Raw genomic sequence first — 24,214 nt, forward strand, 5'->3', positions numbered from 1 at the left:
GTCAACCTTTAAGCTGTCTCTCTAGGGTTATAATCTCAAGACCTAATCGCGCTGCCCTCATGGTGTCGCCAGCGCGCTCGGCGCGCACCATTTCTTCCTTCTTGCCTTCAATCTCACGAAGCCTCGGAACCTTCAGCACCGTATCGATATAAGCATCCATTACGTTTTCGTCGAAAGGAAAGTCACTATCCATCATTAAGATGGAGGAAGCCGTCTCCTCTAGACGATCATCATGCAATGACTCGATAAACCGGGCGGCATCCGGCTCGTATCCGCCTGCATAATAAGCGTATAAATAAGCAGCAAGCGCTGCGTGATCCTCTACATTAAAGGAATCGCCAATCCGTTCATGTACGGCTCCAGCCACATCGCGATCCCGCATCATGACATGCAGCAATCTCCGCTCCGCGTACGTGTATGCCGGCAGAAGCTTAGGCGCCCTAGACGTACGGCGCTTTTCATTCCTACCATTATTCCACGAATTGTCGTTATTATCCCCGAGGGGTTTCTTTTTTTGCTGTTCCATCCGGATGCTGTGGCAATCCTGCTTCAGCGCGTCCAGCGAAATATCGAACTCCCGGGACAATTCCTTCAAATACACTTCGCGTTCCGTAGAGGAGTCAAGTCCGGCCACGATTTCTACCGCTTCCATCAGATAGTTTTTACGACCCTCTTCTTTTAGCAGTATATGGTTTTTCCTTGAATATATAAGCTTAAATTTTGTAACGGAGACGGGCTCGTCCACGATTTCCCGCATATACGCTTCCGGTCCGTATTCACCTATATACTCATCTGGATCCTTGCCTTTCGGCAATATTGCGATCTCTACCTTCAGCCCAGCCGCCTCAAGCATCGGAATAGACTTGTATGCGGCCGCTTGTCCAGCGTCGTCGCCATCGTAGCAAAGCAAAACCTCCTCGGCATGTCGCCTCAATATGGAGCAATGCTCTTCCGTTAATGCCGTACCCATCGTCGCAACGCCGTTCTTGACACCGGCGTTCCATGACTTGATGACGTCCATGTAGCCCTCGAACACAACAACTTGCTTGCTCTTCCGAATAGCCGGTTTCGCATAATGCAGGTTGTAAAGCGTTCTGCTTTTCGTGAACAGCATCGTTTCGGGTGAATTGAGATACTTCGGCGAACCGTCGTTAATGATACGTGCAGCAAAAGCCGTTGCTTTGCCGTTGCCATCCCATACCGGAAACATAATTCGTCCGCGGAATCGGTCAACATAACCGCTGCCGTCATTTTTCGCCGATAACAAACCGCCCTTCTCCATAAGCGCCGGGTCGAAGCCTCTGCCCGTCAAAAACCGGGTAAGCACATCCCACTCGTCAGGCGCAAAGCCGATCATAAAATGATCAATGAGCCGATCCGACATGCTTCGCTCCCGCAAATATTGCTTGGCCCGGTCTCCCTGCTTCGTATTGTTCAGCAGGTAATGATAAAATTTGATGGCCAGCTCATGTGCTTCTACGATTTTTTGCCGATTCGGATCCTGGGCTTGCGCTTTGCCGCTCTCAGAAATCCAGGTAACGGGAATGTCCGCTTCCTCCGCAAGTATCCGGACCGCCTCGGGGAACGAGTAACCCTCGATCTCCTCGACGAACCGTATGACATTGCCGCTCTTGCCGCAGCCGTAGCAATGGAAAATCTGCAACTCCGGCGTAACGGTGAATGAAGGGGTTTTCTCCGAATGAAACGGACATAACCCCTTCATGTATTTGCCCTGCTTCGTAAGATGAACGTATTTCCCGACCGTTTCTACGATGTCATGACGCTTGCGAACCGCGTCTATAACTTCTTCCGGTATTTTACCGTATGTCATCGTTCATCACACCTTCATCCAGCAAGAGAACGCTATAGACTTTAGTAGGTCCTAAATAATATTCGCTAAACGTCATGGTTCTCCTGCTCGATTTTCAAAAGTTTTGTCATCTTTTGTTGAAACGCATCTCGATCGTCTTGCGTCATCGCGCGAGGCCCCTTTGTACGGCCCCCGCCGCGCCGCCACTTTGCGCTTTCATGTCTGCGCTCCATCAAATAGTCAATATTGGCGTCCGTATACTGCTCCCCTCGAGACGACAGGACAACGGCGCCCTTGCCCAGCACCATGCAGGCAAGTCCAAAGTCCTGAGTCACCACAATATCCCCGGCCGAGACGTGGTTAACGATATACAGATCGACGGATTGACTGCTCCGATCGACCTGTACAACCCTCACGCCTTCGCCCGGCTCCATACGATGGTCGTATGAAGCGACCATCCATACGGGAACGCCATATTCTCTTGCCGCAGCGACGATTTCCGTTTTCACCGGACAAGCGTCGGCATCTACCACAATAGTCGGTTTTTTGCTCATTAGGATCATCACCGCTCGATCTGCATACTGCATCTGCCACTATATCTATTATATACGGCGGCTTCGGGAAAAAATCCTGCTCGCGCAGCCATCAATGGCTTCGGACATATTCCATGATGAGACTAGCCGTCTCTTCAACTGCCCGATGCGAGACATCAATGACGAAACAATCCAGCTTGCTCATGATGTCCTCGGCGTACCGCAGCTCTTTCTCGATCCGGTCTGTCGTAGCGTATGCAGCTGTATTAGGCAAACCCAGCGCCTTCAGACGCTCCTTCCGAATGACGTTCAAGTAGGAAGTATTGATCGTAAGTCCAATAATCTTTTGCTTCGGAATCTTGAACAACTCATCTGGAGGCTTCAGCTCCGGTACAAGCGGCACATTCGCCACCTTATACTTCTGATGGGCCAAATACATGGACAATGGCGTCTTCGACGTCCGGGAAACACCAACCAATACGATATCAGCCTTCAGCACGCCGGAGGTATCTCTTGCATCATCATATTTGACTGCGAATTCGACAGCTTCGACCTTGCGGAAGTAATCGGCGTCCAGCACATGATTAAGTCCCGGCTCTTGTCTGGACTTGCGTCCCGTCTTCTGCTCCAGTGTCTCAATGAAGGGACCGAGCAAATCAATGGCAGCAATGCCGCTGTCTTCCGCAAGCCGCTTCATGCCTTCACGGAGATGCGGCATGACCAGCGTGTACAGGACGATTGCCTGCGCGAGCTTCGCTTGCTCCGTAATTCGCTGCAAGGCGGATTCGTCCGTGATGAAAGGGGTTCTTCGAATCTCCGCATGGATCGGATGGAATTGCGCGATTGCGGCGCGAACGACCAGCTCGCCGGTGTCGCCTGCCGCATCGGATACAACATAGACAATCACTTCCGGCCTATGGCTTGCTTCCGTCATCTTCCCTCATCCTTTCCTTTGGCATTAAGAAGAGCTTGTATTACCAAACCAGCTTCGAGAAATCTGCGACTTGCGCGATATCGTCTGCGATGCTCTTCAGCGTCGCCAGTCGGTTGTCGCGAACCTTCTCGTCTTGTGCCATAACCATTACACTATCGAAGTAAGCTTGAATCGCAGGCTTCAGTGAAGACAAGGATTGAAGCGCTTCTTCCATATTTCGTTCCGCGATGGCTGCCTGGCAGGCATCACGCTGTGCAAGCCATGCCTCGTACAGGCTGCCCTCCGCGCTCTCCGCGAATAATGATGGCTCAACCTTATCCGTTGTTGCTTTAGATGCAAGATTGCTAACCCGGTTGAACTGCTCTACAACCAGCTTAAATTCCGCTCTCGACTCTTCCGCCGTAGATGCCGCTACTGCCGAAGCGCGATTCGACGTCTGAACCAGATCATCGAAGCCTGCCGCCATGACCGCATCAACAACATCGTAACGATAACTTTGTTCGGACAGCCAGTTTTTCACCCGAAGCGCAAAGAAGTCGTTCAATTCTTTACGTACGTCGGCCTCGGAACGTTTCAATCCTCTTTCTTTATGCACATTCAGCGCAATATCGTACAGCTCCGTAAGCTGAAGCTTGAAATCGAAAGCAAGCAAAATATGAACGATGCCTGCCGCTTGTCTGCGCAATGCATAAGGGTCCTGAGAACCCGTCGGTATAATACCGATAGAGAAACAACCGACGATCGTATCGATTTTGTCCGCCAGACTGACGATGGCGCCTGTTACTTCGGAAGGAACCGCATCTCCGGAAAATCTTGGCTGATAATGCTCGTTAATCGCCTTGGCTACTTGCTCGCTCTCGCCTAGCTTGCGCGCGTAGTCCTCGCCCATGATGCCTTGCAGCTCAGGGAACTCGTAAACCATTTGCGACACTAGGTCAAACTTGCATACTGATGCCGCACGGGATACTTGCGAAGCTGCTTCTTGCCCGATGGCAAGCTTGCTTGCGATCGTCTCAGAGACGGCTGTAATCCGGCGCACCTTATCGGCAACTGTACCCAGCTCTTCATGATAGACGATGGACTCCAGCTTGCTGTTCGCACGCTCGATCGTCAGCTTATGGTCTTCCTCATAGAAGAATTTCGCATCGGACAGCCTGGCGCGAAGAACCTTCTCGTTGCCTTTGGCAACCAGCTCGATAGAGCGAAGATCACCGTTGCGCACCGTGACGAAGTAAGGAAGCAGCTTGCCCTGCTCATCCAGCACCGGGAAGTAACGCTGATGCTCTCGCATGGAGGTAATTAGAACTTCCTGCGGGATATGAAGGAACGAAGGATCAAACGAGCCGTATAGCGCATTCGGATACTCGACGAGGAACAATACCTCTTCCAGCAAATCCTCCTTAACGGCAATTGTCCAGCCCTTCTCTGCTTTAAGCTCATCCAGCTGCTTCAGAATAAGCGCCTCACGCTCTTTCACATCGACGATGACATGCTGCTCGCGCAGCGCTTCACGGTATTGTCCGGGTTCCCGGACTACAGCGTCAACACCCAGGAAGCGGTGGCCGCGCGAGATGTTACCGGTCGGCACGCCTGTAATTTCAAACGGAATAACATCCCCTCCGAACAAAGCGACCATCCAGCGAATCGGACGAACGAAACGAAGCTCGTAGCTGCCCCAACGCATGTTTTTCGGAAAGGACATGGACGTAATCAGATGGCTTAAGCCTTCAGGCAGCAAACCAGCCGTCTCGGCTCCGATGCTGCTTTTTCTCGCATAGACGTACTCAACGCCAGCCAGCTCCTGAAAGTAGAACTGCTCGGGCTCTACGCCCTGGCTTCTGGCGAAGCCAAGCGCAGCTTTGCTCCAGTTGCCCGCTTCGTCTTGTGCGATTTTACGGGAAGGGCCTTTTGCTTCTTCATTGCTGTCCGCCTGCTTCTCCGCAACGTCCTTCACCAGCACGGCAAGCCTTCTAGGTGTTGCAAAGGCCTCGACCTCACCATGCGGGATACGGGAATCTGCAAGCCACTTCTCCGTCTTATCCTTTAGTTGGTTCATAGCCGCCCGCACAAAACGCGCCGGCACCTCTTCCAATCCGATTTCCAGCAACAGATCCTTTGCCATCCTATTCCGCTCCTTTCTTCAGCAACGGGAAGCCAAGACGCTCGCGTTCTTCCAGATACGTAGCCGCACACGCTCTGGCCAAGTTGCGAACTCTCGTAATATAACCCGTTCTTTCCGTAACGCTGATTGCGCCGCGCGCATCCAGCAAATTGAACGTATGCGAGCATTTCAGCACATAGTCATATGCTGGGAACACCAGATGATGCTCCATCGTTTTTTTGGCTTCCTCTTCGTACATGTTGAACAAAGTGAATAGCATAGCTGTATCCGACGTCTCGAACGTATACTTCGAATGCTCGTACTCCGGCTGCCGGAATACGTCGCCGTAGGTTACGCCATCCACCCATTCCAGATCGAATACATTTTCTTTCTCTTGGATATAGGAAGCAAGACGCTCCATGCCGTACGTAATTTCGACCGCAACCGGATTGGCGTCAATGCCGCCTACTTGCTGGAAGTACGTAAATTGCGTAATCTCCATGCCATCCAGCCATACTTCCCAGCCAAGGCCCCAAGCGCCAAGCGTCGGGGATTCCCAGTTGTCTTCGACAAAACGGATATCGTGATCCTTAGCGTCAATGCCCAGACGCTTAAGGCTCTCCAGATACAGCTCCTGAATATTGTCTGGTGAAGGCTTGAGAATAACCTGGAATTGATGATGCTGATACAGACGGTTTGGATTTTCGCCGTAACGTCCGTCTGCAGGACGACGTGAAGGCTCCACATAAGCCACATTCCATGGCTCAGGGCCGATCGATCGCAAGAAGGTCATCGGATTCATCGTACCCGCGCCTTTCTCTACGTCGTATGGCTGGACCAAAATGCAATTCTGTTCCGCCCAAAACTGCTGCAGCGTCAAAATCATACCTTGAAAATTCATTCGGCTCGACTCCTTTTTCGTTTTTTGTCCAATCAGGACTCTGAGCAACTTATGTATTGGCAGCGGCATGCAAAAAACTCCCGGCCTCTACGTCTGCTCACAGACGTAGGGACGAGAGTTGTCATTCCCGCGGTTCCACCCTACTTGGCTATCTTGCTATTACAAGACAACCCGCCTTAGTTCGATCGGACTCCGGAGCGCCTTTCATCATGAATGTCCAACCGGGCTTCCACTCTCCCCGGCTCGCTGAGCATGTCGACTATTCAAGATTACTTTCTCCATCATTGTCCGCTATTCATAATTTACTATTGTATTCATCTCGGTTGCAAAAGTCAAACTAATTTATCAAGCTGATCAAGGAAATTACGAGATTTTAGCTGCAAGCCAAGCTGAATATCCATCAGCTGGCGCATAACATGCTTTAACTCCAGCTTCGTCTCCGGCTTTACCGCGATGGAGCCCAGTCTGCGCATGTCCAGCTTATTGAACAATCTGAGCAGCTTGTACGCTCCTTCGCTCAACATTGAAGCTGATGGATCGCGATTGCCGCATCTTCCGCACAGAATGCCCCCGCCTTGCGCTGACAAGCGAAAAGGACCTACCCGATTTCCGCATGATATGCATTCCTCCATCTCTGGCGCATAGCCGGCCAGTGTCAATATTCTCATCTCATACAAATGAGTCACAATCTGCGGATCTTTCCCGGCATCCATAGCGGACAGGAATGCCTTCAATTGCTCAAAATGAAAACCCGTGGGCTCATCATCCTGAATAATACGATCTGTCATCTCTGCCGCATAAGATGCGTATGCGGAGAGATCCAATTGCATACGCAAATCATGGTGAGATTCAATGATCTCACCATGATTAAGCGTTCCGAGGCCCTGGCTTCGAAAATATTGGTATTCGCCGTATGTGAAGGGCTGTGCCAGCGAAGAATGCCGGCTCTTCACTTTTTTGGCGCCGCGGACAAGAACGCCCGCTTTCCCGTTTGTTTTCGTCAGCAAAGTGACAATCTTATTGCTTTCCCCATAATCCATGCTGCGAATGACGATTCCTTCTACCCGATAAAGCATCCCTTCGTCTCCCCCATGAAACGAGCCCTAACAGGCCGCCTAGGCTGCCCTAGTCTTACTCCAATTCTTCTCCCGCCAGCTCTTCATCCAAGCCCTCTGCAGCGCTTGGATGGGCGGATAATCCGTGCTGATCCATTTCCTTATAAAGCATGAAGGATTCGACATCCCCGGTCAACGTAAAATACTTCCACGAAAAATCTCGCATACGTATTCATCCCTTTCGCCTCGGAAATGCTGCTGCTCCAGACATTATAGGATGTGACAGTTCGGGGTCCCGTATCCTTAGCAAAAAACGTCAGTCGTGACGGAAGCCAAGGTCCTTGAGCACTCGATCCTGATTCCGCCAGTCCTTCTTCACTTTCACCCATAGCTCCAGGAAGGTGCGGGAACCAAGCAGCGCTTCAATATCCCTCCGCGCTTGCTTGCCCACTTCTTTCAGGAAGTCGCCGCGCTTCCCGATAATGATCCCCTTCTGAGAATCGCGCTCCACGAAGATGACTGCTCCGATGTAGACAACGCCATTCTCCTGGACTTTCATATCTTCAATCGTGACCGCAATGGAATGCGGAATCTCTTCACGAGACATATGAAGAATCTTCTCCCGGATAAGCTCAGCGCAGACGAATTGCTCCGGGTGGTCCGTAATTTGATCGGCTGGATAGTATTGCGGGCCTTCTGGCAAGTAACGGCTGATCTGCTCCAACAGCGTGTTTACGTTATTGCCGTTCAATGCCGAGATTGGCACAACTTCCGCAAATTCGTACAGCTCGTTATACTGCGCAATCATAGGCAGCAGCTTTTCGGGCTCTATCTTATCGATTTTGTTCATGACCAGAAATACCGGGGTATTTACTTTTTTGAGCTGCTCGATAATGAAACGGTCGCCGCCGCCGATTCCTTCGGATACATCAACCAGGAATAGCGCCGCCTCTACTTCCTTCAGGGCGCTCTCCGCAGTCTTCATCATATAATTGCCCAGCTTGGACTGCGGCTTATGAATACCTGGCGTATCCAGAAATACGATTTGCGTATCCTCTGTCGTATAGACGCCATGAATTTTGTTCCGTGTGGTTTGCGGCTTATCCGACATGATCGCTATCTTCTGCCCGATCAAATGGTTCATAAGTGTCGACTTGCCTACGTTGGGTCTTCCGATTATGGCTACGAAGCCGGAGCGAAATTTGTTTCCGCCTTTAGTGTTACTGGTAGATTGATTCATTGATCTAGTTGTTCCTCCTTATGAAGCGATGCGGGCGTGAAAGCCCCTGGCAATAATTCCGATACAGTCGCGATCGACCAGTCGCCTTTTGTATTCCCCATAATAACCGGCATATCAGGCGGGCAGAGCTCCACCAATACTTGGCGGCAAATGCCGCATGGCGAGATTGGTCCTTCTGTTGCCCCAATAACAGCAATAGCCTTGAACGTACCTGCTTGCTTCCCATCGGCAATAGCCCGAAACAGAGCGGTACGCTCAGCGCAGTTCGTGGGACCATATGCGGCATTCTCGACGTTGCAGCCCTCGTGCACATGACCGTCTGCATCCAGCAATGCTGCGCCAACTTGAAATCTCGAATAAGGCACATAAGCGCGCCGCATTACTTCCTCGGCGGCGCGCATGAGCGTTGTATAGGATTGAGATAGCCCTGTATATTCCATATGTTACAAATCTCCTTCCCTACGAAGCGAATAACAGCCGCCACAAGGGCGGCCCCATAATGATGACACCAATAGCAATTGCGCCGATTGTCCCCGCAAGCACTGCGCCTGCCGCTGTATCTTTGGCTGCCTTGGCAACGGGATGACGCTCCGGGCTTGCCAGATCCACTGCTTGCTCGATGGCTGTATTAACCAGCTCCAGGCTAATGACCAAAGCTATTGCGAACAGGATAAGCACCCACTCAACAGCCGATAATGACAGCAGCCATCCAAGTCCAATGACTAGGACGGCAGCTATACAATGAATTTGCATATGACGCTGCGTACGGATGGCGAAGCTGATTCCGGAAATCGCGATTCCTACGCTTCTCAAGAATTTGACCATTATCTGGTCAAGCCCGCCTTCTGAAGAACGGCCTCCTGCTTGGCAGTCATAACCGCTTCGGACTCCTCATCCTGATGATCATAGCCAATAAGGTGCAGAAATCCATGAACGAACAAAAATCCGACCTCTCTCTTAAGTGAATGACCGTAATCCTCGCTTTGGGCAACCGCACGCTCCACGGAAATAATAATATCGCCTAACATGCCCGATATAGGGTCCGGCTCATCCTCGCTTTCCACTTCAAAGATGATATCCAGCTCGTCCGTACCTTCATCCTGCATCGCAAAGGACAATACATCCGTCGGTCGGTCAATTCCTCTATAATCGCGATTGAGAGCATGAATGCCCTCATCATCGATAAACGTTAACGTCACTTCGCCTTCCGACATCCCTTCGGCTTCTCCTGCGAGCTGCAGCAGCTCAGTCAGGAGGCCGATCCATTCTTCCGGTATATCGATCTTATCTTGCTCGTTGCTGTAATCCAATTGCAAGCTCATGCTAACTTGTCCGCTCCTTCGCCTTCACGTCATCCGGATATTCGATCCGGGAGTGGAAGATCCCGATAATGCTTTCCTTCAACGAATGTGCGACCTTGTCCAATTCTTTCATAGTCAAATCGCATTCATTATATTGATTGTCATCCAATCGGCTTTTAATAATTTTGTTAATCATCGCTTCTACATGCTCCACTGTTGGATTGCGCAAACTGCGGACCGCCGCCTCAATGCAATCCGCGATGCCGACAATAGCAGCTTCCTTGGATTGCGCCTTGGGACCCGGATAACGGAAGTCATTTTCCGTAAAGTTAGGCTCGATGCCCTGCTCCTCCGCTTGCTTAAGCGCCTTGTGGTAGAAGTACTTCAATGACGTTGTCCCATGATGCTGCTCGGCAATATCCCGAATCGGCTTCGGTATATTATGCGCCTTCAGCATTTCCGATCCGTCTTTGGCATGAGCAACGATAATTGATTTGCTTAGCTTAGGGTCGATCGTATCATGCGGATTCTCGATATTGGTCTGATTCTCGATGAAGTAGTTCGGTCTCTTCGTCTTGCCGATGTCATGATAATAGGAGCCGACTCGGCACAGCAGACCGTCCGCCCCGATCGACTCGGCCGCCGCTTCCGCCAAATTGCCTACCATGACGCTGTGATGATACGTGCCAGGCGTCTCCGTCAGCAGCTTGCGCAGCAGCGGATGGTTAGGGTTCGACAGCTCCACCAGCTTCAGCGCGGACAGGATGCCGAACGCAACCTCGAAGAACGGCATAAGGCCGATGACAAGGACGGCTGTCAGCAACCCGCTTGCAAACGCAAAGGACAGCGAGTAGATAAACGGTATCCGGTCCAGTTGTTCAGACATCAGCAGGATAGCTGCTACAGCGCATGATCCAAATAAGCTGACCATAATCCCGGCTTTCAGAATAGCTGATCGTTGGCTTGCCCGATGGATAGCGAATACAGCTGCTAGAGATACGACCATAATAAAAAATCCGAATCTGAAATCGAACAGCTGGCTGGAATGCGTATTCAGGATCACGCTGCCCATTATCGCAAAGATGAACGAACCAATAATCGCTAAATGCATGTCCAGCAGTAACGTGATCAGCATCGCACCCAGCGCGGCTGGCGCCAAATATCCTACATATGAGGCATTATCCGTCTGCGTAAAACCGATAATCTGAATCGTAATCGTATTGATCAGATAAATCAACCATAACATAAGCAGCTGAGCGTTACCGTAACGCGGCTTCAACCCATTGATGCTGCCCGATTGATAAAGATAGACGTAAATAACAATAATGAACATCAGGGAAAGCATAAGCAAGCCCATTTGAGGCCAATAATGCTTCTTATCCTGCAGCAAATTCGAATCCGATAACAGCTTGTACAGCTCCGGTGTAATCGTCTGACCCCGTTTGACGAATATATCGCCTTCCTTGATCACGACTGGCGGCGTATTCTGCTTCGCTAATACCCGCGCCTCTTCCGTCGCTTCCTTATCGAGAAATTTGTTCGGCATAATCGCAAACCGCGCCAACTCTTGCACAATTTCCCTTGCGGTCCGGTTAGAGAGGGAGCTCGCATTGACCAGCTCCGCCACCTGTGTCCGTGCCGTTTCCGCTTCCCTTAATTGCTCGGTCATCAGCTTCTTGACGATATTCATGGCTACGATACGCATCTCGATCAGCTGCTCGCTCGTCAGCTGCGGCATCTTGTAGAACGTTTCTTCCGGAATGACATACTTCTGTTCCTTCGCTACGGTAGACATTTCCTCCAGAAGCGTATCGGAATATGTACCTTTGCCCTTATTCAGCTTGACGAACGTATCGATATGCTCGTTATAGCGGCCTGGTATTTCTCCGCGATATATTTCGATCTTATTCTGATTCGTGACCTGATCGTCCATATTGAGCTGCTCGATGCGGTACAAAATCTGCTCGACCAGCGCTTCGTTTTTCAGGACGACGATAGGATACACATCCTCGATCCGGTTGGCCGCCTCTTCCTCAGCCTGACGGGTAGCTTTATCGTCCCTGATCTGGAAAGGAGCCTTGATGTCCTTCTCGCTGACTGAACCTTCCGCTATATCATACGTCTCCGGTATGACATGCGGCGCAAGACTAATATAGAATAGCAGCACGAACATGGCCATGAGCGTCCATCTTACAGCAGGACTTTGTCTCCAGCCTTGCAGCCTGGCTGATTTTACGGTGGCCTGCTTGCTTGTCCCGTTCTGGTTCATGCGGCTATCCATCCTCTCTAGGCTTTATTCTCGGCATGCACATCATACGCCATAATAATCTTCTGAACGAGGGAGTGACGCACAACATCGTTTTCGGTGAAATAAATAAGCCCGATCTCTTCGATCCCCTTCAGGATACGCTGCGCTTCAATGAGGCCCGACGTCTTGCCCCTTGGCAAGTCGATCTGCGTCACGTCGCCCGTAATGACCATCTTGGAGCCAAAGCCCAGACGTGTAAGGAACATCTTCATCTGCTCAGGCGTCGTATTCTGCGCCTCATCCAGAATGATAAAGGAGTCATCCAGCGTTCTGCCGCGCATATACGCCAGCGGAGCGATCTCGATCAGGCCGCGTTCCATTGCCTTGACCGTCTGATCTGGTCCAAGCACATCATGGAGCGCATCATAGAGCGGTCTCAAGTAAGGGTCTACCTTCTCTTGCAGATCACCTGGCAAAAAGCCCAGATTCTCACCCGCTTCCACAGCGGGACGCGTCAACACAATACGCTTGACGGAGCCTTCCTTCAATGCGGCAACAGCCAGTACGACAGCCAGATAGGTTTTGCCTGTGCCTGCCGGGCCTATGCCGAACACAATATCTTTTTTCCTTATCGTCTTTACGTAGTGACGCTGTCCAATTGTCTTGACCATGATCTTTTTGCCGCGGAAGGTCGTTGCTACTTCTTTCTTGAAGAGATCCAGCAGTTCCTCCGCTTGCATGGTGCGAGCCAGCTCCAGCGCATAAGCGATATCACGTTCCGTCGGGTTATAGCCGCCGCGAACGAGCTGCAGCAGCACGCGGAACAATTGCTCCAGTGATTCTGTTTCCTTCACGGGGCCAGTAATGACAATCTCGGCTTCGCGCGTGGCGATCGTCGATTCGACGCTTTCTTGCACAAATCGCAAAAACTTATCCTGAGGCCCGAAAACAGCTAAGCCTTCAGCAGCATTCTCGAGCGGAACTTTTACTGTAGTCGATTCATTTTGCAACAATACTCAGTCTCCCTGCATCTGGACTAATGGCATTTCTGTGACCAATGACTGCTCTACTTCAAAAAGAACTTTCATATAAACTTTACCATTGTCAGCCTCTTCATGCAAAACAATTTCATCGACGATGACGGCATCCCGGCCTGCTTTTTCGATGACATCCGCTTTGGCTTGCAGCAATCCGACGCTTTTCGCTTCCTCCACGGTAAGCGTCCGCTCCTGCAGCTCCGTCTCCATGACCGTTTCTTTCATTCGGCCGATCGGCAGAGACCATTTTCTCCAGGAAATGCGTTCCTCATGCGTAATCGTCTCCGAATGCTCGTACTCGCCCCCTCCGAATCCGCTCACCTGAAGCCCTCTGGAACCCAGTACCGCATACCACTTCGACTTTTTCTCGCCTGTGTATACCTTCACCTGCTGGACAAGAGGCGCCTCCACCTTAAATTCGTACCAGACCAGGCCGCGTACGATTCCTTTGGCGACCACCACCTTGGAATTCGTCTCGGAGCCGATCAAGCCGGAGATGAGGGTCTGTCCCTTTTTGACGCGCGTATTTTTCTTCACGACCGCTTTGCCCGCTTCCGCAATAATCTGCGTCACGACACCATCTGCGGTAGCCACCAAATGGCGGGGATTTTGAAGCAACGGCGTTTCAGGCAGCGTCATCTCGACAACCTGAATGCGAACCTTCGTCCCTTTTTTCTCCACGCCGACCCAGGTTGTGCCTGGCAGCGAGTTGACCAGCTTCTTGGAGATGATGTCCGCATCCTGCAGCCTGAAGGACCATTGCATCGGGTAAAGTCCTTCCTGCTTGGCTGCTTGCAGCACCTGCTCGTCCGTCAGCTTCACATTGCCCTCGACCTCTACGTTCCATACGAGCGAGGAGAGCATAAAGATCATCGCAAAAAACAAAACGATGCCGACGGAGAACCAGATTCGCTTCTCGGCTTTCACAAGCCAGAAGGGCAGACCTATGCGTTTCGTGACATGGGCCCGGCAGCCTGTCTCTTTTAAATACGGACGAAGACGAAAAAAGTCGCCAACTGATAGTTCAAATTGCAGCTTACCTTTGCTTGTCCAACGAATGGCGGACAGGCCAAGCCCGCCTGCCATCGCCTTGTTCACGAGCTCCTCAGGCTTGCCGCCCCTCGTCTCTACCACAACGACACCCTTCAACCATAATACCCCTTTTTCCCTCACAACGTTCTCCCCCTATTCATTATGGAAGCAACTGTATATTAGTAATCACGCCTTCGATGAATACTTCTTCCGTCCATATTGTCCGAATGACCAGCGAGCTGCCGGTTACCTCCAGCTCTCCCTTGCTCAAAGCCAGTCTCAGGCGGTCGCTGGAAAAGTGGACGACGCCACGATGATTTTCGATATAGAGCTGCCTGTCGCCAATCATGGTAAGCCGGGGAAGGTCATATACGACATCTTGAGGCATATCAAGCAGTTCGGCCGTCAGCTTATGAAATTTCCGTTTCAGATGTCGCATGGATTGAATGAGCCCCTCCTCAAAGGTTTGCTGGAAGCAAACCTAGCTTCGTAAGCAATAGCTTAGGTTTTCGGAGAAAACCTGGCATCGTAAGCATGAGCTTAGGTTTTCGGAGAAAACCTGGCATCGTAAGCATGAGCTTAGGTTTTCGGAGAAAACCTGGCATCGTAAGCATGAGCTTAGGTTTGCTGAAGGCAAACCTAACGACATAGCGTCGAAAACATAGCTATGACGTTATAGATGTGCTATACCAAAATATGCTCGGTGCAGGCTAATTATGTGATTACTGATGAAAAACGGGGGATTGGCGGATTGAAGCAAAGGCAATAAAAAAAGACCCTCAATCCCATAGAATGGAACGAAGGTCTTATTCAGCTTATGATCGGCGATACGGTCGCTTGCCCTTAGGCGGTCCAAGCACCTCCGACCAGATAAATGCATTGCGAAGATCCTCCTTCGCAAGCCCTTTGGTTGGACTGGCAATCATCCCGCCATCGGGATTAGAAGCTCTTCTAGGGGCAGATGACGGACGAGTCTGGCGCGTCGGCGCAGATGCCCTATACTGCACGGCAGGCCGATTGTCGGCAGACTGTTGGGCACGGGGGAATGCATCTACCTCCTGCTCCTCCGTTTTCGCCTGCGTGCGGTAAACCGTGTCAGAACGCTCCTGAAGCACTGGGCGATTCTGTTGCAACACCGGCCGCGCTTGCTGCTCCGGAGTCCGCTCTTGCGGACCGTCATTTCGCGGTTCCCCGCCGAAGTCCGGCATTCCCCCTGGAGGTTTGCCTTTCTTCCCGGAGTTGCTGAACAATCTGGCTACAAAAAATAATGCAATCAAAATGAAATAAAAGTTTTTGGTCAAAAACTCAATGATATCCACGTTGCTTCACCTCCATAAGACAGCTCGCCATTGATAAGGCTAAGCTCTCGGCAGCTTTAACGTCCGTCTTCCCCATCGGTCAGACCATCCGCTTCGCCAATGGAAGATCTCATTTTTGTATCCGCTTCGATGTTTTTCAAGTTCATGTAGTCCATGACGCCAAGCTTGCCGCTTCTGAGCGCTTCTGCCATGGCAAGCGGAACCTGGGACTCAGACTCAACAACTCTTGCTTCCATCTCCACGACCTTGGCTTTGTTCTCCTGCTCCTGCGCAACGGCCATTGCTCTGCGTTCCTCAGCTTTCGCCTGAGCGATTTTTTTATCGGCTTCGGCTTGTTCCGTTTGCAAGTGGGCGCCAATGTTTTTGCCTACATCCACGTCCGCGATATCGATAGACAGGATTTCAAATGCCGTACCTGCATCAAGGCCTTTACCTAGCACGGTACGCGAGATTAGATCAGGATTTTCCAATACATCTTTATGGGAATTCGACGAGCCGACCGTTGTAACGATACCTTCGCCTACGCGGGCAATGATCGTTTCTTCGCCGGCGCCGCCGACGAGTCGATCGATGTTGGCACGAACCGTTACACGCGCTTTAACTTTTACTTCAATACCGTCTTTTGCAACAGCTGCAACAGTAGGCGTCTCAATCACACGCGGGTTAACGCTCATTTGTACGGCTTGCAAGACATCACGGCCTGCAAGATCAATAGCTGCCGCACGCTCGAATTGCAGTGGAATGTTGGCACGTTGCGCTGCGATTAGCGCATTGACGACCCGGTCGACGTTACCGCCTGCAAGAAAGTGACTTTCCAACTGATTAATGTTTAGTCCGAGGCCAGCTTTGGTCGCTTTAATAAGCGGGTTGACAATTCGGCTCGGAACGACCCGGCGCAATCTCATGGCAACCAGCGTAATAATGCTAATGCGTACACCGGACGCGAGTGCGGATATCCAGAGCATGAATGGGAAAAAGCTCAGGAATACCGAAAGCAAAATAATGACCAATACGGCGATAATCAAAAACGATACAACAGGATCCAAATCAGCGAACATATCGATAACCTCCATTTCCCCCTACTAGCAGGGGACCATTATATTTCATGCTTAACTTCTTTCACAACAACCCATGTTCCTTCGGCCTTGGTTACTACAACCGGTTTGCCCGAATCGATAAATTCTCCCGTCGTCACGACGTCGACACGTCTATCTCCGATTTGTGCGGTCCCCGAAGGGCGCAGCGTTGTCAGGGCTATTCCATGCTTTCCTACTAGTGAATTCTGGACATCCGCTGACAAATAACCTTCTTCCGTACCCAATTTGTCTCTCAGTATAAATTTGTTCCAGACGCCCCGGCCTTTATTGGTTCTCGCGAATAAAGCTACGATGACCGCAGCCGCTGCAACCGCAACGCCGAGTGAAATAAATCCGGTCTTCGGATTTGGCGCCGACATCACGACTGCAGCTATAAGCGATGCGCTGCCAAGCAGTCCCAGGATGCCGAAGCTTGGTACAAATAACTCAATCACCATTAAGATGATACCTATGATGAACAGAGCCATTGATTCCATGCCCGCCAGTCCCGATACATAGGAGCCGAAGAAAAAGAGACCGAAGCATAGCAATCCTATGATGCCCGGAGCGCCGAAGCCAGGTACTAACAGCTCAATTGCAATGCCTGCAATACCGAGAATAAGCAAAATCGTCGATACGACGGGACTAATCAGGAAGCGTGCCACTTCCTCCGCTACGGAAGGATTGATTTCGATCATCGCACGATTGTCCAGCCCCAGCCATTTGACGACATCCTCCACACTATTGGCCGTAAGCTCGGAATATCCCACCTTCTCCGCTTCGGAAGCGGACAGGGACAATATTTCTCCAGGCTTCTTCTCCCGGCCAATCGTATCTGTCATATCAACGGCAACAGACTTGTCCACCATGGCCGCAGCGATATTGGGGTCTCTGCCATGCAGCTTCGCTGCTTCCGTCATCTGTCCCACCCAGAACGATATCGTCTTGGGATCTTCCATGAGCGTCCCGCTTCCGTCTACGACGGCAGCTGCTCCGATTGTACTGCCCGGCTGCATCGCAATATGATTGGCATTCAGCGCGATATACGTTCCTGCCGATACCGCCTTGGCCTCCACGAATGCGGTAGTCGGAATCGGACTGGTGCGAATCAGCTCTCCGATATCGCTTGCACTGTCGACGCGGCCGCCAAGCGTATTCACGACAAGCACAATATGCTCAGCCTTCGCTTCCTGTGCCTCCTTGAAGGCTCTCTCTAGGAAGGAAAGCAGTCCCTGCTCCACCGTCTGCTTCACAGGCACGATGACGACAGCCGTTCCGGCATCGCCCTGTGAAGTGGTCTCCTGGGATGAAGCAAGCGCAGCGGGAAGCATGACTGACGTTAACGAAATGGTAAGTACAGCTATAAGCATCAAAGGAAGCAGAAGCGTCTTTGTATGCAGCCATATTCGTCGTTGTTTTACCATTGGCGTCCTCCTTTTTTCGAGATAGTATTCCCTGTATTACGTAACAATGTTCGATTTGTTTCAACAATTAGAAAAAAACACCCCAATAAAGGGGTGTTTTGTGTCCGCATCGTATGCTATTGCAGAAATTGCATAACTGCTTGATTTACTAGTTTACCGTCTGCGCGTCCCTTTGTCTTAGGCATGAGGGCGCCCATCACTTTCCCCATATCGGCTTTGGAAGAAGCACCGAGTTCATGGATGGTCTGCCTTACTATCTCTTGAATCTCTTCTTCAGTCAGCTGCTCGGGAAGGTATTGACTAATAATTTCAATTTCTGCTGCAAGACCTGTTACCAGATCATCACGGCCGGCTTTTTTAAATTCTTGGAGGGAATCTTTACGGATTTTGATTTCACGACTCAATATATCAAGCACTTCATTATCTTCCAGGGGTCGCTTTAAATCAATCTCCAAGTTTTTCACTGCCGCACGCATCATACGAATTGTGGTCAGCTTGAACTTGTCCTGACTCTTCATGGCTTGCTTCATATCGTCGGTCAATCGTTCGCTCAGGTTCATTATGCAAGGCTCCTCCTAAAACTTTCTCTTACGCGCAGCCTCGGACTTTTTCTTGCGCTTTACACTTGGCTTTTCATAATGCTTGCGTTTTTTCACCTCAGCGAGCACACCGTCTTTAGCGATGGAACGTTTAAAGCGGCGAAGCGCAGCATCAATAGTTTCGTTTTTGCGAACTTTAGTTTCAGACACCAGTTTTCCCTCCCTCCGAAACAGACCGTCCAGAGCTATAACACGGTTTATCAAACTTCATTATAAAGTAAACTAAAACCCAGTGTCAACTTCCGTTAGGTTGCAATTAATGCGCCAAGCTTCTTACCGCCCAGCAAGTGGATATGCAGGTGGTAGACGACTTGCCCGCCATCGCTGTTCACGTTGTTAATCAGGCGGTAGCCCGCCTCCGCAATGCCTTGCTCCTTGGCGATTTGCCTGGCAACGGCAAACAGCTCTCCGATCAATTCGTTATCCTCATCCGCGACATCGTTCATCGTCGGAATATGTTTTTTCGGGATAATCAATATATGTACGGGAGCCGCCGGCTGAATATCCTGGAACGCCAGCACACGGTCGTTTTCGAACACTTTTGTCGACGGGATGGAACCTTCAACGATTTTACAGAAAATGCAGTCCATTTTTCTTCTACCTCCTCACCATTTCCTACCTACTATCATACAAAAAAAATGAGCGCTAGTCCAATGCAAGAACGCCGAACATGGGCAAGCCCATGTTCGGCGCAAATCGTACGGATATTTACTAGATAAAAAACGGCAATAAAGAAAGAGCAAGCAAGCCCCCAAGCGGAAATCCTCTGCGGTAAAAGCGCCTGCGAGGGTAGAATCCGCCGTAGCCGTAACCGCCATAAGGGAAAAACGCTCTTTCGTCCCCCGGACAGAATGGAACCGCCAGATACACGTTTTCCTCATCTACGCTTTCCACGATTCCGTCATGATATTGGCCGTCGTTAGTTTGAATCACCACATAGCGGTTAAGATGTTTCTCGCAAACATTTTTGTTATGTGTCAAATGTTGATTGACGTTGCTCATTGTCATCAGCCTCCGTTACAACATCCTATGCAGCGGTAGGCGAATGGCTACTAAGCAGGCCATTAGATTTTTTTAAGACCCGGCGTAGTCCTTAAGCGCCTTCTGAAGCTCTGAGGCAATATCAATCCAATCATGGCCGCCCGTCAGACGGACCATTGAGTTGCGGTCGCCCTCCATCGCATAGTGGAACGCGGACATCAGCTCGGTGAGGTTCACAAAGGACGACTGTGCTTCGCTCACTGCTGCACGCTCGGCTTCTGACAATGCTCCGCTGCCCGCCCCAATGCCCTGCAGCATCGCCTTTAGCTTCTCCTCATAGGCATCGTAAGTCTCGGAAGCATGACTGTATGCCGCGGAATCAATTTCAGCCGCTTGCGCCATCAGAACGGCCAATCCCGCCTGCTCTCGGTCCACGCTGATGTTGAAATACTTGGCTGCCAGTCGGGCCAATCCCGGCTCTGTGTCTGCGCGCTGCTGGATCTCCTCCATGTACGCACTCCAATGGGCAAGCTGCTCCTGCCCCTCTTTAAACCCATGGAAGATCATTTCTCCGGTACGTACGATATCGCCCCGCGTATGCTCGATGTGTTTGGTATAAAGCAAGATGTTGCCCATTAAGCTAAAGACGAGTAAGACGAGCGTGATGGGCAGCGCCCAAGAGCGCTTGCCGTTTTGTTGCTGTTCCAAGCTTCTCCCTCCCGAATTAACGTTGACAGCTTTCGGTCCGTATTACAGCTTGATTACCGTGGAGCCGTCAAAGAAATAAACATATTTTTCGTCAACCTTTCGCTTCAGCACCGCCTCGATCGCCTCGGCATACAATTCCAGCTGGAAGCGATGCCGTTCCGCTGCCCGCTCCCAATCCTTCCTATAGACACGATCCGTCTTGTAATCAAGCAGCGTAATGCCGTCTTCGTCTTCGAACAGGCAGTCAATCACGCCTTGAATCAGAATCGGCTCGTCGTCCAGTTCGCTGTCATGCTTGCCATAAACCCGGCTGGCGGGGAACATGCAGCTGAACGGAACTTCCCTTCTGACCCAGTCCGCCCGAACGAGACGCTGGCCAAGCTCGCTCTCATAGAAACCAAGGATCGTATCTGCATCGATCACTTCCGCCTGCTTCACGGTCAGCAGCCGCTTCGCCACCATCGCCGCGAGCGTCGCCTCGATGACGCTCTTGTCCACCGTGCCTGCCGCCGGGACATGCTGCATGAGCAAATGATGAACGGAGCCTTTCTCCGCCGCAGTCAACGACTTCTCCTCCATAAAGGAAGGCCTGCGCAGACGCAGCGTATAGCCCCCTGCACCGTCTCTCTCGTCTCCTGGCATGCGATTAGCCTCTTGCATGCTTGAGACTTCCTGGGCCGCTTCAAGCGTCTCAGCGTCCTCCAGAGGCTCTGCATGCAGCCTTTTCATTTCCGTAACGGAGGTTTTTGCCGCTATGCCTTGCGACACCTGATGCGGATAGGTCCATTCCATGCGAGCACGAAGCTCTGTGTCAACTTCCGTATCCTCAATGAGCGCAAGCGATTCAATCGCCTCCATGCGCAGCTGATTGATTCCAGGCTCCTCTGCAAGCTCTTCCTCCAGAGTAGCCGCAGCTTCGATGCCAAGCAGGACAGCAGGCACAATCCCGCTTTCCCATTGATCGATACCGATCGATACAGTCCGGGCCGCCAGCTCAGCCGGACTCCCTTCCGTCTCAGCCGCCAGCTTCCGCACCACAAGCGGACCTACCCAATCCAGATAAGACCGCGCCGAAGCGACATGATAGTCCGTAACTTGTCCCGACTCATCCAAAGCGGATAACCAGCGATTCATCGCTTTGACCGAATCGGATACCGTTCCGACCAGAAACATTTTCTCCTTCGGTCTGGTCAGCGCTACGTAAAGAATCCGCATCTCTTCCGCCAGAAGCTCCATCTTCAGCTTCTTTCTGATGGCCAGAAACGGCAGGGTAGGATAGCTGATCCGCAGCTCAGGATCGACGTAGCGGGGACCAAAGCCCAGCTCCTTGTGCTTCAGAAACGATGTTCGCGTATCCTGCTGATTGAAGAGCTTACCCATACCCGCGACAAAAACTACCGGAAACTCCAGGCCTTTGCTCTTATGAATCGACATGATGCGGACAACGTCCTCGCCTTCGCTTGCTGCGCGAGCGGTTCCCAGATCGCCGCCGCTCTCCCGCATCCGCTCGATAAACCGGAGGAAACGGAACAGTCCGCGGAAGGACGTCGATTCATACTGCCTGGCACGGTCGTGAAGCGCCCTTAGATTCGCCTGCCTTTGCGTACCGCCCGGCAGCCCGCCGACAAAATCATAATAGCCGGTATCGCGGTAAATGCGCCAAAGCAGGTCTGCCAGCGATCCTTGCCTCGCCTCCGATCTCCACCCTTCCAGTCGCTCCAGAAATCTCGCAAGCTTCAGTCTGGCGCTCTCCGGCATGCTTTCGCTGCCCGCCGCATGCAATAGCGCGTCGTAGTAGCTGGAATTGACGGATTGGATGCGGATACGTGCCAATTCCTCGGCCGTCATGGAGAACACCGGAGAACGAAGCGTCGCCGCCAGCGGAATATCCTGATGCGGGTTGTCAATGACGCGCAGAATCGACAGCATCGTCTCCACTTCCGTCGCTTCGAAGTATCCGCTGCTCAGCTCCGCGTAGGCTGGAATTCCTTTAGCCTGCAGTTCCTCGATCAGAATCGGAGACCACTGCTTCGTCGCCCGCAGCAAAATGACGACATCTCTCCACTCCATCGGTCGGTAGCTGCCGCTTTTCCCGTCATAGACCTGGTACCCGCTGCCCACCAGCTCACTGAGCTGTCCGGCGATCCATCTTGCTTCTAGCTGGGCGACATTCAGCTCTGCCAGTTCCTCTGCCCGCTGCAACGCGTCCTCTTGTTCTTCGCCAAATGATTCGTCTTCCCCCAAAATCCCCTCATCGGCTACGCCCGATCCGCGGTCCAGCACAGCGAATTGAACATTGCAACTGCCTGGCTTCTCCGGTTCAGGGTATGCGGCTCCTGCGACAAGCTCCGCTCTGTCATCGTAGTCCATCTCGGCGACGTTCTCTCTCATGATGCCGCGAAATACCCCATTTACACCGTCGACCACTTCACGTCGGCTCCGGAAGTTACGTGCGAGATCGATTCTTTGCCCTGAGGAACTTGCGGAATCATGCTGCTCTTGTAAATTGGATTGCGTGCGATAGGCTTTGTATTTGGCCAGAAATAGATTGGGCTCCGCCAGACGGAATCGATAAATACTCTGCTTCACATCTCCTACCATGAAGCGGTTGCCGCTGCCGGGACGTTCGATTAAGGAAACGATCGCTTCCTGCACCATATTGGTGTCCTGGTATTCGTCCAGCAGAATTTCGTCGAACATCTGCTGATAGTCCAGAGCCGCGACGGACGGCACGATTTGCTCTGGAGTGGAAGTCGCATCTCGAAGAATGCGCAGGCAATAATGCTCCAGGTCGCCGAAATCAAGAAGGCCCTTCGCCCGCTTCGCAGATTCGTACCTTCTGCCGAAATCTATGACCAGATCGGAGAGCGTGCGCATGAGTGGTGCCAACGCCACAAGCTCCTCCAGAAACTGCTCTGCATCGCGACCGAATAGTTCATTCGCAAGTCCGCTCACCAGCTTCTTTGCATTTTCCCGCAGCTCTTTCGTCTGCTCCTGAAGCGACTTGTCGTAATCATCGCCACGCACCGCTTTCAGCTTCCCGAACGCCGCCGCCCTGAACGGAGCCGCCCAGTAGCGCCAGCCGGTTGTCTGCACCGTGTCACGGAGCCCCTGCACCATGAGCAAATCTTCCTCCAGCGCACCAGCGTATGGAGCAGGACCGGCAGGTCGATTCGCCAGCTCCAGCGCTTGCCGCAGCTGGGCAATCGCGCCATCGAGACCAAGCAAGGCGTCTTCTTTCAAGCTGACAATCCAATCGCTTGCTTCCAGTTCAACCAGGGATTCAGCCTCGAAGGCGCCAGCAGTCTGGGATAGCCACAGCTCGGGCCAGGGATGGCTTTGGGCGAAGTCATACAGACCCTGTACAAGCTGATACAGCGGCTCATCTCCGCGCTCTCCTCCGTAACGGTCCGCCAGTGTCAGAAAGTCGCCGCTGCCCTCCGCTTCACCGCTGTACCGATGCTCGAACAGCTCGTCCAGGACGTCAAGACGCATCAGCTCACTTTCGGTTTCATTCGCAATCCGAAAGCCGGGATCAAGTCCGATAAGCGGATAATAACGACGAATGACATCCAGACAGAAGGAGTGGAGCGTTGTAATGGAGGCGCGGCCCATTAATGCCAGCTGCCTTCGGAGATGCTCGTTCTCAGGGTCCGCTGCCAGCCGCTTCTCCAGCGCCTGGCGTATACGGTCCTTCATCTCTGCGGCAGCCGCTTTCGTAAAGGTAGCGACCAGCAGCCGGTCGACGTCCGTGCTGAGCGATATTTTGCGAATAATGCGCTCCACGAGCACCGCTGTTTTGCCGGAGCCCGCCGCAGCTGCGACCAGCACATTCCTACCGCCCGTCACAATGGCTTCCCACTGGTCATCCGTCCATGTGCTATCCGCCGGCTTCGGCGCGCGCTGCATAGTCAT

Annotated in this window: 24 protein-coding genes; all 24 read right to left on the reverse strand. The window is 51.9% G+C overall.

Going from position 1 to position 24,214, the window contains the following annotated elements; translation table 11 throughout:
* Position 1: 1 nt before the first annotated feature.
* Complete coding sequence (dnaG, locus tag ACFVSO_RS13025) at positions 2 to 1,831, reverse strand: DNA primase (protein ID WP_387474074.1); 1,830 nt, start codon at positions 1,829 to 1,831, stop codon at positions 2 to 4.
* A 65-nt stretch (positions 1,832 to 1,896) separates the two neighbouring features.
* Entirely contained in the window at positions 1,897 to 2,364 is a 468-nt protein-coding gene (locus ACFVSO_RS13030) for a YaiI/YqxD family protein (protein WP_387474076.1), read from the reverse strand.
* Positions 2,365 to 2,455: 91 nt separating this feature from the next.
* The gene (locus ACFVSO_RS13035; protein ID WP_387474078.1) at positions 2,456 to 3,277 is read right to left on the reverse strand and encodes a pyruvate, water dikinase regulatory protein; all 822 of its coding nucleotides are present in this window, start codon (positions 3,275 to 3,277) and stop codon (positions 2,456 to 2,458) included.
* A 40-nt stretch (positions 3,278 to 3,317) separates the two neighbouring features.
* Complete coding sequence (gene glyS, locus ACFVSO_RS13040; protein WP_387474080.1) at positions 3,318 to 5,399, reverse strand: glycine--tRNA ligase subunit beta; 2,082 nt, start codon at positions 5,397 to 5,399, stop codon at positions 3,318 to 3,320.
* A 1-nt stretch (position 5,400) separates the two neighbouring features.
* Positions 5,401 to 6,279, reverse strand: coding sequence for a glycine--tRNA ligase subunit alpha (glyQ, locus tag ACFVSO_RS13045; RefSeq protein WP_387474082.1), 879 nt, complete (start codon positions 6,277 to 6,279; stop codon positions 5,401 to 5,403).
* Between the two features lie 332 nt (positions 6,280 to 6,611).
* Positions 6,612 to 7,355 carry a DNA repair protein RecO gene (recO, locus tag ACFVSO_RS13050; protein ID WP_387474084.1) on the reverse strand — a complete coding sequence of 248 codons (744 nt, stop codon included), beginning with the start codon at positions 7,353 to 7,355 and terminating at the stop codon, positions 6,612 to 6,614.
* Positions 7,356 to 7,410: 55 nt separating this feature from the next.
* Positions 7,411 to 7,560: a YqzL family protein gene (locus tag ACFVSO_RS13055; protein ID WP_387474086.1), complete on the reverse strand. Its 150-nt coding sequence runs from the start codon at positions 7,558 to 7,560 to the stop codon at positions 7,411 to 7,413.
* A gap of 90 nt (positions 7,561 to 7,650) precedes the next feature.
* Complete coding sequence (gene era, locus ACFVSO_RS13060; RefSeq protein WP_387474088.1) at positions 7,651 to 8,574, reverse strand: GTPase Era; 924 nt, start codon at positions 8,572 to 8,574, stop codon at positions 7,651 to 7,653.
* The gene (locus ACFVSO_RS13065; RefSeq protein ID WP_387474090.1) at positions 8,571 to 9,014 is read right to left on the reverse strand and encodes a cytidine deaminase; all 444 of its coding nucleotides are present in this window, start codon (positions 9,012 to 9,014) and stop codon (positions 8,571 to 8,573) included. The genes era and ACFVSO_RS13065 overlap by 4 nt, the downstream gene beginning before the upstream one ends.
* Before the next feature lie 19 nt (positions 9,015 to 9,033).
* Positions 9,034 to 9,399, reverse strand: coding sequence for a diacylglycerol kinase family protein (locus tag ACFVSO_RS13070; protein ID WP_387474092.1), 366 nt, complete (start codon positions 9,397 to 9,399; stop codon positions 9,034 to 9,036).
* Positions 9,399 to 9,896: an rRNA maturation RNase YbeY gene (gene ybeY, locus ACFVSO_RS13075; protein ID WP_387474094.1), complete on the reverse strand. Its 498-nt coding sequence runs from the start codon at positions 9,894 to 9,896 to the stop codon at positions 9,399 to 9,401. Before ybeY ends, ACFVSO_RS13070 begins: the two co-directional genes overlap by 1 nt.
* A 1-nt stretch (position 9,897) precedes the next feature.
* Positions 9,898 to 12,144 carry an HD family phosphohydrolase gene (locus ACFVSO_RS13080; protein WP_387474096.1) on the reverse strand — a complete coding sequence of 749 codons (2,247 nt, stop codon included), beginning with the start codon at positions 12,142 to 12,144 and terminating at the stop codon, positions 9,898 to 9,900.
* Between the two features lie 17 nt (positions 12,145 to 12,161).
* Positions 12,162 to 13,133, reverse strand: coding sequence for a PhoH family protein (locus tag ACFVSO_RS13085; RefSeq protein WP_387474282.1), 972 nt, complete (start codon positions 13,131 to 13,133; stop codon positions 12,162 to 12,164).
* Positions 13,134 to 13,139: 6 nt separating this feature from the next.
* Positions 13,140 to 14,333 (reverse strand): sporulation protein YqfD, encoded by a 1,194-nt coding sequence (yqfD, locus tag ACFVSO_RS13090; protein ID WP_387474098.1) that lies wholly within the window; start codon positions 14,331 to 14,333, stop codon positions 13,140 to 13,142.
* Positions 14,334 to 14,352: 19 nt separating this feature from the next.
* On the reverse strand, positions 14,353 to 14,631 hold the full coding sequence (gene yqfC / locus ACFVSO_RS13095) for a sporulation protein YqfC (RefSeq protein WP_387474100.1): 279 nt from the start codon (positions 14,629 to 14,631) through the stop codon (positions 14,353 to 14,355).
* A 376-nt stretch (positions 14,632 to 15,007) separates the two neighbouring features.
* Positions 15,008 to 15,511, reverse strand: a complete 504-nt coding sequence (locus ACFVSO_RS13100) for a hypothetical protein (protein WP_387474102.1) — start codon at positions 15,509 to 15,511, stop codon at positions 15,008 to 15,010.
* Positions 15,512 to 15,567: 56 nt separating this feature from the next.
* Entirely contained in the window at positions 15,568 to 16,569 is a 1,002-nt protein-coding gene (floA, locus tag ACFVSO_RS13105) for a flotillin-like protein FloA (RefSeq protein WP_387474104.1), read from the reverse strand.
* Between the two features lie 38 nt (positions 16,570 to 16,607).
* Positions 16,608 to 18,011, reverse strand: coding sequence for an NfeD family protein (locus ACFVSO_RS13110; protein WP_387474106.1), 1,404 nt, complete (start codon positions 18,009 to 18,011; stop codon positions 16,608 to 16,610).
* 116 nt (positions 18,012 to 18,127) lie between these two features.
* Complete coding sequence (locus tag ACFVSO_RS13115) at positions 18,128 to 18,571, reverse strand: GatB/YqeY domain-containing protein (RefSeq protein WP_119799364.1); 444 nt, start codon at positions 18,569 to 18,571, stop codon at positions 18,128 to 18,130.
* A 15-nt stretch (positions 18,572 to 18,586) separates the two neighbouring features.
* Positions 18,587 to 18,760 carry a 30S ribosomal protein S21 gene (gene rpsU, locus ACFVSO_RS13120; protein WP_005547957.1) on the reverse strand — a complete coding sequence of 58 codons (174 nt, stop codon included), beginning with the start codon at positions 18,758 to 18,760 and terminating at the stop codon, positions 18,587 to 18,589.
* Positions 18,761 to 18,855: 95 nt separating this feature from the next.
* On the reverse strand, positions 18,856 to 19,200 hold the full coding sequence (locus tag ACFVSO_RS13125; RefSeq protein ID WP_387474109.1) for a histidine triad nucleotide-binding protein: 345 nt from the start codon (positions 19,198 to 19,200) through the stop codon (positions 18,856 to 18,858).
* A gap of 121 nt (positions 19,201 to 19,321) precedes the next feature.
* Positions 19,322 to 19,612 carry a hypothetical protein gene (locus ACFVSO_RS13130; RefSeq protein ID WP_387474111.1) on the reverse strand — a complete coding sequence of 97 codons (291 nt, stop codon included), beginning with the start codon at positions 19,610 to 19,612 and terminating at the stop codon, positions 19,322 to 19,324.
* A gap of 72 nt (positions 19,613 to 19,684) precedes the next feature.
* Positions 19,685 to 20,299 carry a hypothetical protein gene (locus ACFVSO_RS13135; RefSeq protein WP_387474113.1) on the reverse strand — a complete coding sequence of 205 codons (615 nt, stop codon included), beginning with the start codon at positions 20,297 to 20,299 and terminating at the stop codon, positions 19,685 to 19,687.
* 42 nt (positions 20,300 to 20,341) lie between these two features.
* On the reverse strand, positions 20,342 to 24,214 hold the full coding sequence (gene addA / locus ACFVSO_RS13140) for a helicase-exonuclease AddAB subunit AddA (protein WP_387474115.1): 3,873 nt from the start codon (positions 24,212 to 24,214) through the stop codon (positions 20,342 to 20,344).

Origin of the sequence: Paenibacillus sp. NPDC057967 (assembly GCF_042887015.1) — a bacterium.
Classification (GTDB): Bacteria; Bacillota; Bacilli; order Paenibacillales; family Paenibacillaceae; genus Pristimantibacillus.